This is a genomic window from Pantoea sp. sgz302252 (genome assembly GCF_047713085.1).
GTDB lineage: Bacteria > Pseudomonadota > Gammaproteobacteria > Enterobacterales > Enterobacteriaceae > Scandinavium.
Genome location: NZ_JBLFJW010000009.1, coordinates 142,525 through 159,194 on the forward strand (window position 1 = coordinate 142,525; position 16,670 = coordinate 159,194).

General features: G+C 53.3%; 16 protein-coding genes. All 16 read left to right on the forward strand.

Annotation, left to right across the window (positions count from 1 at the left end):
• The first annotated feature begins 131 nt into the window (after positions 1-131).
• Positions 132-866, forward strand: a complete 735-nt coding sequence (gspC, locus tag ACLW56_RS09450; RefSeq protein ID WP_330983543.1) for a type II secretion system protein GspC — start codon at positions 132-134, stop codon at positions 864-866.
• Positions 867-876: 10 nt separating this feature from the next.
• Positions 877-2,802 carry a type II secretion system secretin GspD gene (gene gspD / locus ACLW56_RS09455; protein WP_330983526.1) on the forward strand — a complete coding sequence of 642 codons (1,926 nt, stop codon included), beginning with the start codon at positions 877-879 and terminating at the stop codon, positions 2,800-2,802.
• A 14-nt stretch (positions 2,803-2,816) separates the two neighbouring features.
• On the forward strand, positions 2,817-4,295 hold the full coding sequence (gspE, locus tag ACLW56_RS09460) for a type II secretion system ATPase GspE (protein ID WP_330983527.1): 1,479 nt from the start codon (positions 2,817-2,819) through the stop codon (positions 4,293-4,295).
• Positions 4,295-5,503: a type II secretion system inner membrane protein GspF gene (gene gspF, locus ACLW56_RS09465; protein ID WP_330983528.1), complete on the forward strand. Its 1,209-nt coding sequence runs from the start codon at positions 4,295-4,297 to the stop codon at positions 5,501-5,503. The genes gspE and gspF overlap by 1 nt, the downstream gene beginning before the upstream one ends.
• A gap of 2 nt (positions 5,504-5,505) precedes the next feature.
• Entirely contained in the window at positions 5,506-5,955 is a 450-nt protein-coding gene (gene gspG, locus ACLW56_RS09470; RefSeq protein ID WP_330983529.1) for a type II secretion system major pseudopilin GspG, read from the forward strand.
• Complete coding sequence (gene gspH / locus ACLW56_RS09475) at positions 5,955-6,440, forward strand: type II secretion system minor pseudopilin GspH (protein ID WP_330983530.1); 486 nt, start codon at positions 5,955-5,957, stop codon at positions 6,438-6,440. The genes gspG and gspH overlap by 1 nt, the downstream gene beginning before the upstream one ends.
• Positions 6,433-6,813 carry a type II secretion system minor pseudopilin GspI gene (gene gspI, locus ACLW56_RS09480; protein WP_330983531.1) on the forward strand — a complete coding sequence of 127 codons (381 nt, stop codon included), beginning with the start codon at positions 6,433-6,435 and terminating at the stop codon, positions 6,811-6,813. Before gspH ends, gspI begins: the two co-directional genes overlap by 8 nt.
• Positions 6,810-7,493, forward strand: coding sequence for a type II secretion system minor pseudopilin GspJ (gene gspJ, locus ACLW56_RS09485; protein ID WP_330983532.1), 684 nt, complete (start codon positions 6,810-6,812; stop codon positions 7,491-7,493). The genes gspI and gspJ overlap by 4 nt, the downstream gene beginning before the upstream one ends.
• The gene (gene gspK, locus ACLW56_RS09490; protein ID WP_330983533.1) at positions 7,493-8,515 is read left to right on the forward strand and encodes a type II secretion system minor pseudopilin GspK; all 1,023 of its coding nucleotides are present in this window, start codon (positions 7,493-7,495) and stop codon (positions 8,513-8,515) included. The genes gspJ and gspK overlap by 1 nt, the downstream gene beginning before the upstream one ends.
• A gap of 15 nt (positions 8,516-8,530) precedes the next feature.
• On the forward strand, positions 8,531-9,676 hold the full coding sequence (gspL, locus tag ACLW56_RS09495; protein WP_330983534.1) for a type II secretion system protein GspL: 1,146 nt from the start codon (positions 8,531-8,533) through the stop codon (positions 9,674-9,676).
• Positions 9,673-10,158: a type II secretion system protein M gene (locus ACLW56_RS09500; RefSeq protein WP_330983535.1), complete on the forward strand. Its 486-nt coding sequence runs from the start codon at positions 9,673-9,675 to the stop codon at positions 10,156-10,158. The genes gspL and ACLW56_RS09500 overlap by 4 nt, the downstream gene beginning before the upstream one ends.
• On the forward strand, positions 10,155-10,952 hold the full coding sequence (locus ACLW56_RS09505; RefSeq protein WP_415377691.1) for a prepilin peptidase: 798 nt from the start codon (positions 10,155-10,157) through the stop codon (positions 10,950-10,952). The genes ACLW56_RS09500 and ACLW56_RS09505 overlap by 4 nt, the downstream gene beginning before the upstream one ends.
• Positions 10,953-11,213: 261 nt before the next feature.
• Entirely contained in the window at positions 11,214-13,982 is a 2,769-nt protein-coding gene (locus ACLW56_RS09510) for a glycosyl hydrolase family 18 protein (RefSeq protein ID WP_330983537.1), read from the forward strand.
• 106 nt (positions 13,983-14,088) lie between these two features.
• Positions 14,089-14,541 (forward strand): type III secretion system invasion protein IagB, encoded by a 453-nt coding sequence (gene iagB, locus ACLW56_RS09515; protein WP_330983538.1) that lies wholly within the window; start codon positions 14,089-14,091, stop codon positions 14,539-14,541.
• A 104-nt stretch (positions 14,542-14,645) separates the two neighbouring features.
• On the forward strand, positions 14,646-16,478 hold the full coding sequence (locus ACLW56_RS09520; RefSeq protein ID WP_330983539.1) for a chitinase: 1,833 nt from the start codon (positions 14,646-14,648) through the stop codon (positions 16,476-16,478).
• 2 nt (positions 16,479-16,480) lie between these two features.
• Positions 16,481-16,670 (forward strand): hypothetical protein (locus tag ACLW56_RS09525; protein ID WP_330983540.1); only part of this gene is annotated, 190 nt, incomplete at its 3' end.

Below are 16,670 nucleotides of genomic sequence, written 5' to 3' on the forward strand. Positions count from 1 at the left end.
CATTTTGTCCCGTTCTAATTAGTATTTGCACCACTGAATTATGCAGCCAGATGCTGCTTGTGTTTGCTTTTCTAAAGGCCAATGAAATAATGAGGATGTCATTTGTTACCCAATTGATTACGCCTTGCATTATGTTTGTGTTGCTCATTTTTTGCAGCCAGCAAGGGTATGTCATTTATAAAGATTATAAAAAAGTTGCGAATAAGTTGACTGATGCTAAACAGGATCTGAAAAGCAAACGTAATCCAGAGAAAGCGTTCACACTTTTCACGCCTGCGATACAAGTCCAAACTCAGACCGCAGCCGTGAAAAAGCCGCTGAGTGCGGAGATTGAAGGCATTGTCAGCAGCGATGAGTCCTGGATGTCCTTTGCGGTCATCAAAACCTCAGGCGGACAAAAGAGCTATCGCGAGGGTGAAAGCCTGGCCGGTTTTGACAATGCCCGGATAGAGGAAATTCAGCAGAATAAGGTGGTGATCAACTATGAGGGTACCACTCAGGTATTAGCATTAAATAAACCGAGCTATTTTAAAGGCGGTGCTGAAAGCACCCCTATAACCAAATCGACAGCCGATGCAGGCGCCGATAATTTGCACCTTGATGATTATTTTGTATTAAAGCCGTTAATCGAGAAAGGGCAACTGGAAGGCTACAACATTAATCCACGCAATGCGTCTTCTTTCTTTAGCCAAAGCGGGCTTGAAAAAGGGGATGTGGTGGTGAAAGTTGATGCCGTCGATATGACAAAAGAAACTCAGGCAAAAAACATTATTACCAACTGGTCGAAAATGAAAGAAGCGGAAGTTGTCGTCAGACGCCACGCTCAGCTTAAAAATATTCGAGTCAATATTCTAAACAATGAATAAGTGTAAAGACATGAAGAAATTTCCATGGGCGTGCGTGGCGCTAACCGCATTGTCGTTCTACTCCGGTTCGCTGTTTGCGGCGAACTTCAGCGCCAGCTTTAAAAATACTGATATCCGCGAGTTTATCGACACGGTAAGCCGCAACCTCAATAAAACCATTCTGGTCGACCCGTCCGTACAGGGTTCGGTGTCCGTCAGAACGTATAACGTGCTTTCGGAAGAGGAGTATTACCAGTTCTTCCTGAGCGTGCTCGACCTTTACGGTTTGTCCGTTATCCCAATGGATAATGGCATGGTGAAAGTGGTGCGTTCTTCGGTAGCTCGCACGGCAGGAGCGCCAATTGCGGACGGCAAAAATCCGGGCAAAGGTGATGAAATCATCACTCGCGTGGTCCGCATGGAAAACGTGCCGGTTCGCGAATTAGCGCCGCTGCTGCGTCAGCTCAATGATGCCAGTGGTATTGGCAACGTGGTGCACTTCGAGCCGTCCAACGTGCTGTTGCTTACGGGCAAAGCGTCGGTGGTCAATCGGCTGGTGGATCTGGTTCAGCGTGTCGATCAGAACGGCGTCCAGCGCCGTGAGATTGTCGGGTTGCGCTATGCCTCTGCAAAAACGCTGTCCGACATGCTGAACAACCTCAATAACGAGGAGCAGAAAGGGCAGAACGCGCCGCAATTGGCGACCAAAGTGGTGGCCGACGAGGAAACCAACAGCCTGGTGATCAGTGGCAGTCAGGATGCGCGTCAGCGTACCCGAACGCTGATTTCTCATCTCGATCGTGAGCAAAACAACGAAGGCAATACCCGCGTCTTCTACCTGAAGTTTGCCAACGCCAGCAAAGTGGTGCCGGTGTTAACCGGGATTGGCGATCAGCTGAAAGACAAGCCGGGCAACGGCAAAAGTAAATCGACGCAGACCTCAGGTGACCTGAACATCACTGCCGATGAATCCACCAACTCACTGGTGATCACCGCGCAGCCAAACGTCATGAATTCGCTGGAAAAAGTGATCGCTAAGCTGGATATCCGTCGGCCTCAGGTGATGGTGGAAGCCATCATTGCCGAAGTTCAGGATGGCAGCGGGCTTGATCTTGGCGTGCAGTGGACCAGCGAACACGGTGGCGTACAGTTTGGTTCTACCGGTATGCCCATCAGCCAGGTGAAGAAAAACAAGGTGTTGGGCAGCTTCACTGGCCTGGCGACCGGTTTCTTTAACGGTGATTTTGGCGCGCTGATGACCGCGCTATCGACCAACGGCAAAAACGACATTCTCTCCACCCCAAGCGTGGTTACGCTGGATAACAAAGAAGCGTCGTTCAACGTGGGTCAGGATGTGCCAGTCCTCTCCGGATCGCAGACCACCAGTGGCGATAACGTCTTTAACTCGGTTGAGCGTAAAACGGTCGGGACCAAACTCAAGATTGTGCCGCAGATTAACGACGGCGACATGATCCACCTGAAAATCGAGCAGGAAGTGTCGAGCGTGGATAACAGCGCGACGGAAGATGCCAGCCTGGGCCCAACCTTCAACACTCGCACCATCAATAACGAAGTGATGGTGCACAGCGGGCAAACCGTGGTGTTGGGCGGCTTGATCGAAAATGTCACCAAGCAGTCGGTTTCTAAAGTGCCGCTGCTCGGGGATATTCCGCTGGTTGGCCAGTTGTTCCGCTACACCTCGCAAGACAGCTCCAAACGTAATCTGATGGTCTTCATCCACACCACGGTGCTGCGTGATGACGACAACTACAGCGCGGCCTCGAAAGAGAAATATGACCAGATTCAGGCGCGTCAGCAGCAACGTATGGAAGAGCGCAAGCTGGGCATTATCGAAAACAGCAACAATCCGGTCTTGCCGGATTACCCGAACCAGAGCCGTTCTGAGCCGGTGAGCGCGACTGCGCCTGACACGTCTCGTGACCCGTTCAGTCAGTGAAGCCGGGGGATGCGATGAACGAGCTTAGTAAAATGCTGTGTACCAGTAACTACGCAAAAGATAACGGGATTTTGTTCTTTGAGGACAACGTGTATTTGCGCGAAGACGCCCAGGCTCATGCGTTACTGGAGATGCGCCGGGTGCTGGGGCGCACATATGCGCCCATCGTGTTAAGCGCGGAAGCGTTCGACGAGATGCTGACCAAAATCTGGCAGCAAAACAGTGGGGTTTCACAGCAGATGGTTGACGATATGGATGCCGATATCGATCTGCTCGCGTTGACCGAAGAGATCCCCGACAACGAAGATTTGCTGGATAACGACGAGAACTCGCCGGTTATCCGCCTGATTAACGCCATTATGAGCGAAGCGGTAAAAGACGGCGCGTCGGATATTCACATCGAAACGTTTGAGCGCACGTTGAGCATCCGTTTTCGCGTTGATGGCGTGCTGCGCCCGGTGTTGCAACCTGCGCGTAAACTCGCGCCGCTGCTGGTCTCACGTATCAAGGTCATGTCCAAACTGGATATCGCTGAGAAACGTCTGCCACAGGATGGACGCATCTCGCTGCGCATTGGCCTTAAAGCCATTGACGTGCGTGTGTCGACCATTCCGTCGCAGTACGGTGAACGAGTGGTCATGCGTTTGCTCGACAAGAGCAATCTCAAACCGGATATCAACAAACTTGGGCTGATTGATGAAGAACTGGTGAAGCTGAAGGGGCTGATTGAGCGTCCTCACGGCATCATTCTGGTCACTGGCCCAACCGGTTCGGGGAAAAGTACCACCCTGTACGCGATCCTTTCGGCGCTGAACGGCCATGAACGCAACATTCTGACCGTCGAAGATCCTATCGAATATGAACTCGAAGGGGTCGGGCAAACGCAGGTTAACCCGCGTGTGGACATGACCTTTGCTCGCGGTCTGCGAGCCATTCTGCGTCAGGACCCGGACGTGGTGATGATCGGTGAAATTCGTGACGGCGAGACGGCGCAAATTGCCGTGCAGGCGTCACTTACCGGTCACCTGGTGATGTCCACATTGCACACCAACAGCGCCGCCGGGGCCATTACTCGCCTGCGGGACATGGGGCTGGAGTCATTTTTAATCGGTTCGTCGCTCCTTGGCGTTATTGCCCAGCGTCTGGTTCGTCGGTTGTGTTCGCACTGCCGCACCGTCAGTCCGCTGGAAGACAATGAGAAGCCACTGTTCAGTTTCATGGAGAAACCCCCGAAGGCGATTTATCGCGCGGTGGGCTGTGAACAGTGTCGCCAAAGCGGCTACCAGGGACGTGCCGGTATCCATGAATTTCTGGTGGTGGACAGCGGCATGCGTCGCGCCATTCACGAAGATAAAGATGAAATGGCGGTTGAAACACAGCTGTTTAAAGAGGCCTACAGCCTGCGTGAAAACGGCTTGCTGAAGGTGATTTCTGGCGTGACGTCGCTTGAAGAAGTGATGCGCGTCACCGCCGAGCGCGGAGGTGACGAGTAATGGCCTGGTATGCCTGGTCCGCAACGGACGCCACGGGAAAAAGTCAGCGTGGCACATTGCAGGCTGAAGGGCCAAAACAGGTGCGTCAGACGCTGCGCGATCAGAAACTGATGCCGGTGTCGATTACCGAAACACGCGGGCCTGAGGCGGGTAAAAGCTCTCGCAAAGGCGCCAAACTGTCGGTTCCGGTGCTGTCGATGTTTACCCGCCAGCTGGCGACGCTGGTGAATGCTGCGCTGCCTCTGGAAAGTGCATTGAAAGCCATCGCCAAACAAACGGAAGATAAAACGCTGGCGAAGATGGTGACGGAAATTCGCGACAAAGTGGTGGAAGGACACACGCTGTTTGATGCCTTTAGCCAGTTTCCGCGTAGCTTCGATAAGCTTTATTGCACGCTGGTCATGGCCGGGGAAAAAACCGGGCATCTGGGTGGCGTGCTGGAAAAACTGGCGGAGTTCAACGAACAGCGCCAGAAGATGAAAAGCAAACTGTCGCAGGCGATGGTCTATCCCATCACCCTGACGGTGGTGGCGGTGGCGGTTATCTCGATTCTGCTGGTGGCGGTTGTGCCGCAGGTGATTGACCAGTTTACCCACATGAAACAGCAGTTGCCGATCACCACCCGGACGTTGATTGCGGTGAGTGATTTTTTACAGGCGTGGGGCATTTTTATTGCCGGTGGTCTGTTCGGGGCGTCGGTGTGCTTTAAAGCCTGGTTGAAAAAAGAGAAGAACCGTTTCGCTTATCACCAGTGGCTATTAAGCCGTTCGCCGCTGAAGAAACTGGTGTGCGCCATCAACAGCGCACGCTATATCCGCACGCTCAGTATTTTGCAGGCCAGTAGCGTCCCGCTGCTGGAAGGCATGTATATCGCGATGGACGGTATCGAAAACCTGTATGCCCGCAAGGTACTTGAACAGGCTGCCGATAGCGTGCGCCAGGGCTCGTCGCTGTATAACGCGCTGGAGCAGGCAAAAATCTTTCCGCCAACCATGTTGTACATGGTGGCCTCCGGTGAGGAGAGCGGCGAGTTAGGACCATTAATGGACCGTGCGGCGGAAAACCAGGAGTCTGGATTACAGCATCGCATTACGTTAACGCTGTCGGTCTTTGAACCGGCGCTGGTCGTCACAATGGCGACGGTTGTTTTATTTATCGTTCTTGCAATATTACAACCGCTTCTTCAACTTAATAATATGGTGGGTTAAACATGTCTATGAAAATAAAGCGTCTGAAACATCAGGCGGGGTTTACGTTGCTCGAATTAATGGTGGTTATCGTTATTCTCGGCGTACTGGCCAGTATGGTGGTGCCGAATTTAATGGGTAACAAAGAGAAGGCGGATGTGCAAAAAGCCACCAGCGATATTGTGGCGCTGGAAGGTTCTCTCGATATGTACAAACTGGATAACCATCGCTACCCAACCACTGAACAAGGCTTGCAGGCGCTGGTAACCAAACCTGAAATTGCGCCAATTCCAAAAGGCTATCGCGATGACGGCTATATTCGCCGCCTGCCACAAGATCCGTGGGGCAATGACTATATTCTGGTCAGCCCAGGCGAACACAGCGCGGTCGATATTTTTTCTTCCGGCCCGGATGCTGAAGCCAATACTGCCGATGATATAAGCAACTGGTCTGCTGATACAAAAGAGAAGTAATGAATAAGCAACGTGGGTTTACCTTGCTGGAGATTATTGTGGCGCTGGTGATATTTTCTTGCTGCGCCATGATGGTGGTCTCAACCATTCCTTCTCGCAGCGGCGCAGATATATTGGGGCAGCAAATGAAATCCCTCGTTGAATATGGTTCTGACCGCGCGGTGATGGATGGGAATATTGTCGGGCTGGTGGTGACCTCAACGGAATATCAACTGGTGACGCAGACCGGAAACGGCAGCGAGCGCCACTGGGTTCCGCTAGCCACGGGCCGAATACTCACTCAAGGCCAGTTTCCTGAAGAAATGTACGTGTCGCTCAGCCCGCAAAGGCTGGCGACCACGCTGGATGACGCACCGCAGATAGTCTTTTTACCCGATGGCGAGCTAAGCCGTTTCAAGCTCAGCCTGCAAAGCGCGGATAAAAAAGTGCGCTTTCACGTGGCATCGCTGGGCGCGACGCCCGTCGAGGTGGAGAACGATGACTGATCGCAAAAAGAAAGAACAAGGCATGACGCTGTTGGAAGTGATGGTCGCATTAGTGATTTTCTCCACCGCCGCGCTGGCGTTAATGAATTCTGTCTCACTGAACGTGCGCTTTACCCACAGCTTGTCTGAAACCCTTCAGGCGAGTTGGGTGGCGGAAAACCTGCTGGCGCAAGCTCAACTGGCGCAAAAGGATTTTCCCGACGATGAACTGGAAGGCAGCGAAACGATGGGCGGGCGCACATGGAACTGGCATATCCAGCGGGTGAAAACCTCAGCCAATGCCTTTGCCGATGAGGTGCGGGTGTATGGCGAAGGCGAAGAAACACAGCCGGTGATAGCTCTCCAGTTGAGTGAGCCGGAGGCGGTGGAATGAGCCAACGAACACGTCATCAGCAAGGCTTTACGCTGCTGGAAATTATGATTGCGCTGACCATTTTTGCGGTGATCAGCACCCTGGCCTGGCAAATTCTGGATGGCGCAATGCGTACGTCTTCTGCCAGCGATGCTGCGGCGGTGAAGATCACGCAATTACAACGTACCTACAACCTTCTTTCGCGCGATTTCTATCAGTTACAGGCGCGAGCGCCGCGTAACGAAGGTGATGCGTTTATTGAACGTGACGATGGTCTCGAACTGACCACATTGAGTGGTATCAGCGGGCAACTGCAACTGGAACGTGTGCGCTGGCGGCTGAAAGACAAACGTTTATGGCGTGATGTCTGGAGCACCATCGACAGCCCGGCAAGCGTCGGGCCGGAAGAGGTGCCTATTCTGAGCGAAGTGAGTTCGATGAAATGGCGCTTCTGGCATGATGGCTGGCAGGACAAATGGCCTGAAACCGACCATCAACCCGCAGGCGTTGAGCTGACGCTGACGATGGAAAACGGCGACACCTGGCGCTGGATCTTTACGACGCCAGGGGATATGCCGGAGAGCCAGAGTCTCAAAACTGACGAGAAAGCTGAGCCAGCGCAGCCTGTCGATGCACAGACGGCACAGTCTGTGCCAGCTGAACCGCAGGCAGCGCCTGCTGCTGAAACGGGAGCGAACTAATGCGTGGCACGTTAGGGCGAAAACAGCGCGGAGTCGCACTGTTGATGGTGCTGATCCTGCTGGTGATGATGTCGGCGCTGGCCGCCAAAATCAGCCAGCAGTTTTGTCGGCATTTGCAGAAAACTCATTATCAGGTGAGTCAGCAGGCATTGCGCTGGGCGATTCAACGCCAGCAAACCGTTATCGAAAATGGGCTGCAAAAAGAGGCCAGCAGCGAAAGCAAAGGCCTGTCACCGAACGGTGATTGGGCGCAGCCTCTGGAAACACAGGGTGAAAACTACACCGTGACGAGCCAGGTCGAAGACGCGAGGACTTGCTTTAACGTCAACAGCCTGATTGCAGAAGACAGCGCAGCGGCTAAACCTGCCGACGCGCCAGGGGCGTTACCGGAGAAACCAGTTAAAGAGCAGATTACTGAGCAGTTGCTTATCGACAGCGGTGTCAGTTCGACGACCGCCGAGGAGGTGTATCAGCAATTGGTGGATGACCTCGACGGTGACAGTCTCACGGCGAAACAAGGTCAGGAACAGGATGCCTGGGCGAGTGCGGTACCGGCTCGTGGGCCAGCCAACCAGATGATGCGCACCATTGATGAAATAAAACAGTTGCCTGCCTTCCCGCCAATGGCATGGGCAAAAGCCAGCAAGCTGCTGTGTGCACTGCCCGACACGGACGGCAAGGTGAACGTCAATACCTTAACGCCCGAACAGGCCCCGCTGCTGGCGGCAATTTTTACCGGCACGCTGAATACCGATGCCGCGAAACGGCTGATTGAGTCCCGTCCTGAAGAGGGTTGGGAATCGCTGGAGGCATTCAGCAAAGTGCTGGAAACCGAGTATCCACAGACCAAAGAGATCCTGGCGCAGGTTCAGGAGCGGATCGCGGTGAGTAGCCGCGATTTCCGGGTCAACAGTACCGGCAATACTGACGATTTAACACTGCGCGTTGTCAGTCAGCTCCATGTTGATAGTGAAGCTGGCAAGGTGATTACCTGGCAACGTCGTTACCGAATGGCTGAATAACACAAGTAAAACACGATGAAACAGGTGCTTTTTATTCGTCCCGGCACGCATGAGGACGACAAGATTTTGTGGTGCGAATCCGGTAGCCAGCATGTTGCAACGCTGGCGGGGTGGGGTGAGCTGAACACGCTGGCAGACCATCCGTGGGCGAGCAATGTCTGCTTGCTGCTTCCGGCCAGCGAAATGATTTTTCGCCATTTTTCGCTGCCTAAAAAAGGAGCCTCCGCACAGGCGACGGTCTTTTCATGGATGGCTGAAGAGACGCTGATTGGTGATGTCGACGATCTCCACTGGACGGTAGTGAACAAAAAAGGGCGGGAAGTGGATGCCACGGCAGTCAACGCAGAGGTGCTGCGCCGCTGGCTGACGCTTTTTTCCGAAGCCGGATTGGGCGTTATCCAGGTGCTGCCGGATGCGATGTTGCTGCCCGTCAATGATGGCGGCACGACGCTGGTGGCGCTGGAGGACAGTTACTGGCTGCGCTTCTCGCCATTCAATGCGTGTGAAGCGGATGCTGGCCTGTTGCCGTTGCTGATGAGCAAATGCGACGGCGGGGAAGTGCGTTGTTATGGCGAGGCGCCAGAAGGTGTCCGGGTAGATGAGGCACTGGTGTGGCAACATCCGTTGGTGCTTATCCAGCCGCAGTGGGAAAGCTGTCGCATTAACCTGCTGCACGGCGAGTTTTCCTTGCGTAGTGCGCAGGGCCCACGTTTTCGGCATACCAAAGCGCTGATGACCGCCGTGGTGTTGCTGGGGATTGGCCTGCTGTTGGGGCCACGCGTCGGTGCGGCCTGGATGTTGAGCCAACAGCAGGAACAGGTTTCCAGTGAGATGCTTGAAGTGGCACAGCACTATTTCCCGACCCTGCGGCAAACCACCAACCTGAAGTATCACGTTGGGCAAAACCTGAGCAAAGTGCAGAAAGGGTTCTTCATTCAGCTTGATGCCCTGGAGCAAATCAGGACATCGCAGCCGGACGTGGAAGTCAGCGAAGTGGAGTATGACGAAGCGCAGGGCCAGCTCACGCTGAATGTGAAATCGATGGACGCCCAGGCGATTCAGAATTTCGTGAATCAGGCCAATGAGCACTTTGCGTTAACAATGCAGCCTGTTTCCAGCGAAGCCCCTTATACCGCCATCGTCACCGGGAAATACAAATGAAAGAACGTGTCACCCAATTAAAAGCCCGCTGGCAGAATTACAGCCCGCGTGAACGCTTGTTATTTAAATTCAGCGCCGGAGTGCTGTGCTGTGCCGTTATTTATTACGGCGCCATGACGCCGCTGGATGCAATGATTAAAGATAACCAGACGGCTTTATTCAAACAGAAACAAACCCTGAACTGGATGCGTGAAGAAATTAGTAAAAATCATCTTCAGGCCAAAGTGCTGAAAGTCAGTAATCCTCGCAGCGTAGTGGAAGACAGCGCAAAAGAGATCCACCTTTCACTGACGGAACTGCGTCAGGATGGGCAGTCATTATCTTTTAGCGTCGACAGGGTCAACGTTTACACCCTCAAAAACTGGCTGCGGGAGATGAATATGACCTCTGGCGTCAGGATGGAAAAAGTCGATTTGACGCCGGTGGATCACCTGAGTGATGTGAGCGCGCACATTACGCTGAGCTGGGGCAAAACCGCGTGAATCCGTTGATGCTGATACAGACACAGAATCTCCCCGGGCTTTGCGCGTTGAGCGCCGGGCTAGGGGCCATTATCGGCAGTTTTCTGGGCGTGGTGGCAGAGCGTATTCCGCCGCTGGTGATGGGTGAGGACGGTGCGGGGAATCTGCTGTTTCCGGCGTCCCATTGCCCTGAATGCTCTCATCCACTAAGCGGCTGGGAAAATATTCCTGTGCTGAGCTGGTGCTTCCTGCGTGGGCGTTGCCGCCACTGTCAGGCGGCTATCCCGCTTCGCTTGCTGCTGGTCGAAGTGTTCAGCGCACTTTTCTTCGCATTCAGCGCGGCTTTTGCTCCATCGCTGCCTGTTTTACTTTCGCTGTGGTTGTTATGGAGTTTGCTGTTGCCGCTGGTGATCATTGATACCCGGCACTTGCTGCTGCCGGATTGCCTGACGCAGCCTCTGCTCTGGGCCGGATTATTAACCAGTGCTGCATTTCATACATTGCCGTTGACTGACGCGTTATATGGCGCGGTTGCCGGGTATCTTTCGCTGTGGCTACTGTACTGGGCGTTTCGCTTGCTCACCGGGCGAGAAGGGCTGGGTTACGGGGATTTTAAACTGCTGGCGGCGCTCGGAGCCTGGTGCGGCTGGCAATCGTTGCCGACATTGGTGCTGGTTGCTGCCCTGAGCGGGATTGCCGTCACTATGCTGTTCATGAAATCCGGGCGTAAAAATACGCTTATTCCCTTTGGTCCCTCTCTTGCATTTTCCGGAATGGTGACCTTTATTCTGCAGATAATGCATTTTTCGTTTTAAAACAGCCAGTCAAGTTTTATTTGAAATTTTTTCACCAGGGAAAGGAATAGGGGAAATAAAAAACGCCCTGTATTCTTGGTGTCACGGAAAGGATATTGCATCAGATTTTATTTTATGGAGGGTGTTGGCGTAATACAGTAATTATTTCGCAAGTTGTTTTTATACGTTGTATTTAAGAAGGGTTATTCATAATAGCTTGTCCATGTTGAATGGAATGACATGGGTATTTAATTTCACAAATCGTATTGTCAGGATCTAATAATGAAATTTCTGAAGCCTAAATATCTGGCGCTCTTTGTTGCCGCGGTGGCAAGCCCGGTATTTGCAGCTGTACCAGGTAAAGCCACAATCTCCAGCGGTAATGATAAATTTGCCATTGTTGAAGTGGATCAGGCCGCCACGGCCTATAACAATCTTGTTAAAGTCCACGACGGCGCTGACGTAAAAGTGCAGTGGGACGTCTGGAGCGGGGCGGCCCCCACGTCTGCAAAAGTGCTGCTGGATGGTAAAACCGTCTGGACCGGCGCGGGCAGCATGAACGGCACCGCAAGTTTTAAAGTCATGAAAGGCGGCCGTTATCAGGAAACGGTTGAGCTTTGTAACACTAGCGGGTGCAGCACCAGCGCCAGCAAACTGATTATCGTTGCGGATACCGACGGTAGTCATCTGCTGCCATTGACCACCACCATGCAAGAAAACAACAAAACGCTTGCTCAGCACACCGACAAAGTCGTTGGCGCTTATTTCCCTGAGTGGGGTGTTTACGATCGTAATTTCCCGGTGGATAAAATCCCTGCGGCGAACCTCAACCATATCCTGTATGGCTTCATTCCTATCTGTGGCGGCGACGGTATCAACGACAGCCTGAAAACCATTGAAGGCGGCAACAGCTTTGAAGCGCTGAAACGTTCTTGTAACGGTCGTCAGGATTTCCAGGTGGCCATTCACGATCCATGGGCGGCATTGCAGAAGCCGCAAGCTGGCGTTTCCGGTTGGGACGACCCGTACAAAGGCAACTTCGGTCAGCTGATGGCGATGAAAAAAGCGCATCCAGACCTGAAAGTGCTGCCATCCATCGGTGGCTGGACCCTGTCTGATCCGTTCTACAGAATGCATGACAAAGTGATCCGCGATCGCTTCGTGGCTTCTGTGAAAGACTTCCTGAAAACCTGGAAATTCTTCGACGGTGTGGATATCGACTGGGAATTCCCGGGTGGCGGCGGCGAGAATGCTGCGCTGGGTAACCCTCAGCAGGATAAAGAAACCTACACCCTGCTGATGCAGGATCTGCGCGCTATGCTCAACGATCTGTCGACAGAAACCGGCCGTAAGTTTGAGCTGACCTCGGCGATCGGTTCCGGTCAGGATAAAATTGAAGACGTGGATTACACCACCGCTCAGCAATATCTCGATCATATCTTCCTGATGAGCTACGACTTCCACGGCGGCTGGAGCATGGACGAACTGGGCCACCAGAATGCGCTGTACGGTGCGTCCTGGAAACCAGATACCCAATACACCACTGACAACGGCGTCAACGCGCTGCTCGGTCAGGGCGTGCAGCCAGGCAAGATTGTGGTGGGTACCGCCATGTACGGCCGCGGCTGGACTGGTGTACACGGTTATACCGGCAACAATCCATTCACGGGCACCGCGACCGACAAAGTGAGAGGCACCTGGGAACCGGGCGTGGTTGACTACCGTCAGATTGCCAACGAATACAAAGGCAAACCAGGCTGGGAATACAGCTATGACACTGCGGCAGAAGCCCCGTCTCTGTTCAATAAATCAACCGGTGAGTTGATCACCTATGAAGATGCGCGCTCTGCAACCGCCAAAGGTAAATATGTGCTGGCGAAAAACCTGGGCGGCCTGTTTGCCTGGTCTATCGACTCCGATACCGGCGACATCCTGAACGCGATGAATGAAAGCCTGGTCGGCGGCGGTTCAACGCCGGTTGATCCTGTGGTCACCAACCATGCACCGATTGCGACTGCAGCCGATCAGATGGTGACTGGCCCGGCAACCGTGACGCTGGATGGTTCTGCCTCCACCGATCCTGATGGCGATGCGATCACCTACAAATGGACTCAGGTTTCTGGAACGTCTGTCAACATCACCAACAGCACGAATGCGAGAGCAACCTTCAATGTGGCGGCTGTCACCAGCAATCAGACTCTGGTGTTCCGCTTGACGGTAACGGATGCGAAAGGGCTGACCAGCACGGCAGATGTTCAGGTCGTGAACAAAGCGCCAAAAGCGAACCAGGCTCCGGTTGTAAACCCACTGGAAGCGGTAACGCTGGAATCGGGTCAGACTTACTCCCTGCACGCTCAAGCTACCGATCCAGATGGTGACGCGCTGACGTACACCTGGAGCGTTCCGGCAGCAATGCAGGCAACGGGTAACGGCACCGCCAACCTGAACATTACCGCACCAGACGTGGAAACGCAGTCTACTTACACCCTGACCGTTGTGGTTAACGATGGCAAGACCAGCGTCCAGTCAAGCGTAGAAGTCACCGTCACGCCGAAAGCAGCAGAAGTTCCGGCTGATGAAGGCAACGTGCCTGCGGACGAAGGCAATACCCCGTCTGATGAAGGCAATACCCCGTCTGATGAAGGTAATACCCCATCTGACGAAGGGAATACACCAGCAGACGAAGGCAATACGCCAGCGGATGAAGGTCAGGCAACCGGTAGCTGCGATGCGCCTGTTGATGCCAACGCCAGCAAACATGCAGCGTGGAGCGCCAGCAAGGTCTATAACGCGGACGACACCGTCAGCGCTGATAACCTGGTCTGGAAGGCAAAATACTGGACTCAGGGTAACAAACCTGGCTTCGGCGTGGATGCCTGGGAACTGGTCAGCCAGGTGAAATTCAACTGGCGTTCCGATGTGGTTTACAACGGCGGCGACACCACCACCTATAACGGCTCGGCTTACCGTGCCAAATGGTGGACTAAGGGTGATATGCCAGGCAACAGCGATGTGTGGGTGAAAACCGGCGCGGCAACTGACTGTCAATAATTTCCAGCCTTAACCCTGCGGGCAGCATTCTGCCCGCAGGATAAACAGGCCCGGAAGTGAATAAGTGGAAAGGATTAACGGGCAATGAAAAATAACGGGATTGAACATGAAGACGCTATTTTTATTGTTGATGATAATGAGCCAGAGTGCGTTGGCCAACTGCTGGAATAACGCCGCGCATTATTATCACGTTGATCCTTATCTCCTCTACGCCATTGCTAACGTTGAATCAGGCATGAATCCTTCGGCCATCGGCCAGAATCATGATGGCACTTACGATGTCGGGTTAATGCAGATTAACAGTTCGCATTTTGCCGAACTTCAACGCAGCGGCATTGATGAATACCGCCTGATAACTGAGCCCTGTACCTCCATTATGGTCGGCGCTTCAATACTCTCAGGCATGATTAAAGTTTATGGCTATAACTGGGAAGCGGTCGGCGCTTATAACGCCGGGCTGAAAAAAGAAAACTTCCCGAAGCGAATGGTGTATGCCCGTAAAGTTTGGGCCAAATATCAAATGCTGAAAAAACATGCCAGGAATGATTATTTCAACTAATGTGAAATATCCACTGAGCCTGTTGACCCACGGACGAATAAGCAAACTGAAATCAGTTTTCATCCACATCCATCATATTATTGTATTTAACAGGAATTACCGAAATGAACAAAAGGACATTATTAAGCCTGCTGGTTGCCGGGGCTTGTGTTGCACCGTTTATGGCACAAGCTGCACAGCTTCAGGCCAGCAGCGAGCCGTACACCGTCAAAGCCAGTGACCTGCAACAAAAAGAGCAGGAGCTGACCGACTTTCCGCTGATGGCCGCGGTGAAATCGACCATCCGTACGCTGGACAACAGCCTGGTTGAACAGATTGAACCTGGCAGAGCGTCGAACCCGGAAAACGTCAAACGCGTTGAAGGGATTGTGAAAGCCAGCGACTGGGATTATCTGTTCCCACTGCGTGCACCTGAATACACCTACAGCAACTTCCTCAAAGCGGTAGGTAAATTCCCTGCACTGTGCCAGACCTATACCGATGGTCGTGACAGCGATGCTATTTGTCGTAAATCACTGGCAACCATGTTTGCGCACTTCGCGCAGGAAACCGGCGGCCATGAAAGCTGGCGTCCAGAAGCCGAATGGCGTCAGGCACTGGTGTATGTGCGTGAAATGGGCTGGAGCGAAGGGCAGAAGGGCGGTTATAACGGCGAATGTGCGCCAGATATCTGGCAGGGTCAAACCTGGCCGTGCGGCAAAGATAAAGACGGCGATTTCGTCAGCTACTTCGGTCGCGGTGCTAAGCAGTTGTCTTACAACTACAACTACGGCCCGTTCTCTGAAGCGATGTATGGCGACGTTAGCGTGCTGCTGAAAAAACCTGAGCTGGTGGCGGATACCTGGCTGAACCTGGCTTCGGCTATCTTCTTCTTCGCTTACCCGCAGCCGCCGAAACCAAGCATGCTGCAGGTGATTGATGGCAGTTGGCAGCCAAACGATCATGACAAAGCGAATGGCCTGGTGCCGGGCTTTGGTGTGACCACGCAGATCATCAACGGTGGCGTTGAGTGCGGTGGCCCGACCGAGATTGCTCAGTCTGAGAACCGTATCAAATACTACAAAGAGTTCGCTAACTACCTGAAAGTTCAGGTTCCGGCTAACGAAGTCCTCGGCTGCGCCAACATGAAGCAGTTCGATGAAGGCGGTTCCGGTTCCCTGAAAATTTACTGGGAACAGGATTGGGGATGGAGTGCAGATACACCATCAGGCCAGACTTACTCTTGCCAGCTGGTGGGCTATCAGACGCCATTCAGCGCCTTCAAAGAGGGTGACTACACCAAGTGTGTGAAACACTTCTTCAACGTCAATGTGACGGGCGAAGACGATACCGTGCAGCCTCCAGTGGTTCCTGACGAGCCCGTGACTCCGGTTGAACCTGTCACGCCGGTAGAGCCAGTCACTCCTGTTGAGCCTACGGTTCCTGACGAGTCAGTGACCCCAGCAGAGCCAACGACCGTGAATCATGCGCCAGTCGCGCAGATTGCCGGGCCAATTGGTGCGGTTGATGCAGGGGCTACCGTTTCGCTGAGCGCTGCAGGGTCGACTGACGAAGACGGCAACACCCTGACCTACACCTGGACCACTCAGAATGGCCAGTCTGTCAGCGGTGAAGATAAAGCGGTGATCACCTTCAACGCACCAGAAGCAGCGGCGGCGGCTCAGTACGAAGTCAGCCTGACCGTTAGCGATGGTGAGTTGAGCAGCACCACCACTTATCTGCTGAACGTGAACGCGAAAGCCTCCGGTGGCGACCAGACCGGGACTTACCCGGCGTGGAGCGCGAACACCAAATGGAAAGCGGGCGATATCGTGAATAACCACGGCCAGCTGTTCCAGTGCAAACCTTACCCGTACAGCGGCTGGTGTAACAATGCACCAACTTACTACGAGCCAGGTAAAGGCCTTGCATGGGCTGATGCGTGGAGTGCTCTTTAAGAGTGAGTAAAACAGAAACGGCAACCTTCGGGTTGCCGTTTTTTTTGTGCACAGAAAACCCCCAACTAGGCTGGGGGTTCAGTAAAGCTTTCAGCTTTGAGTCGGTTCTAAAAACCCCTTTTGATTTGTTAAAACAGGTTGCGGTCTGGCAACTGCAAACATTCAACAAGAAATCAAAAGGGGGTCCCAATG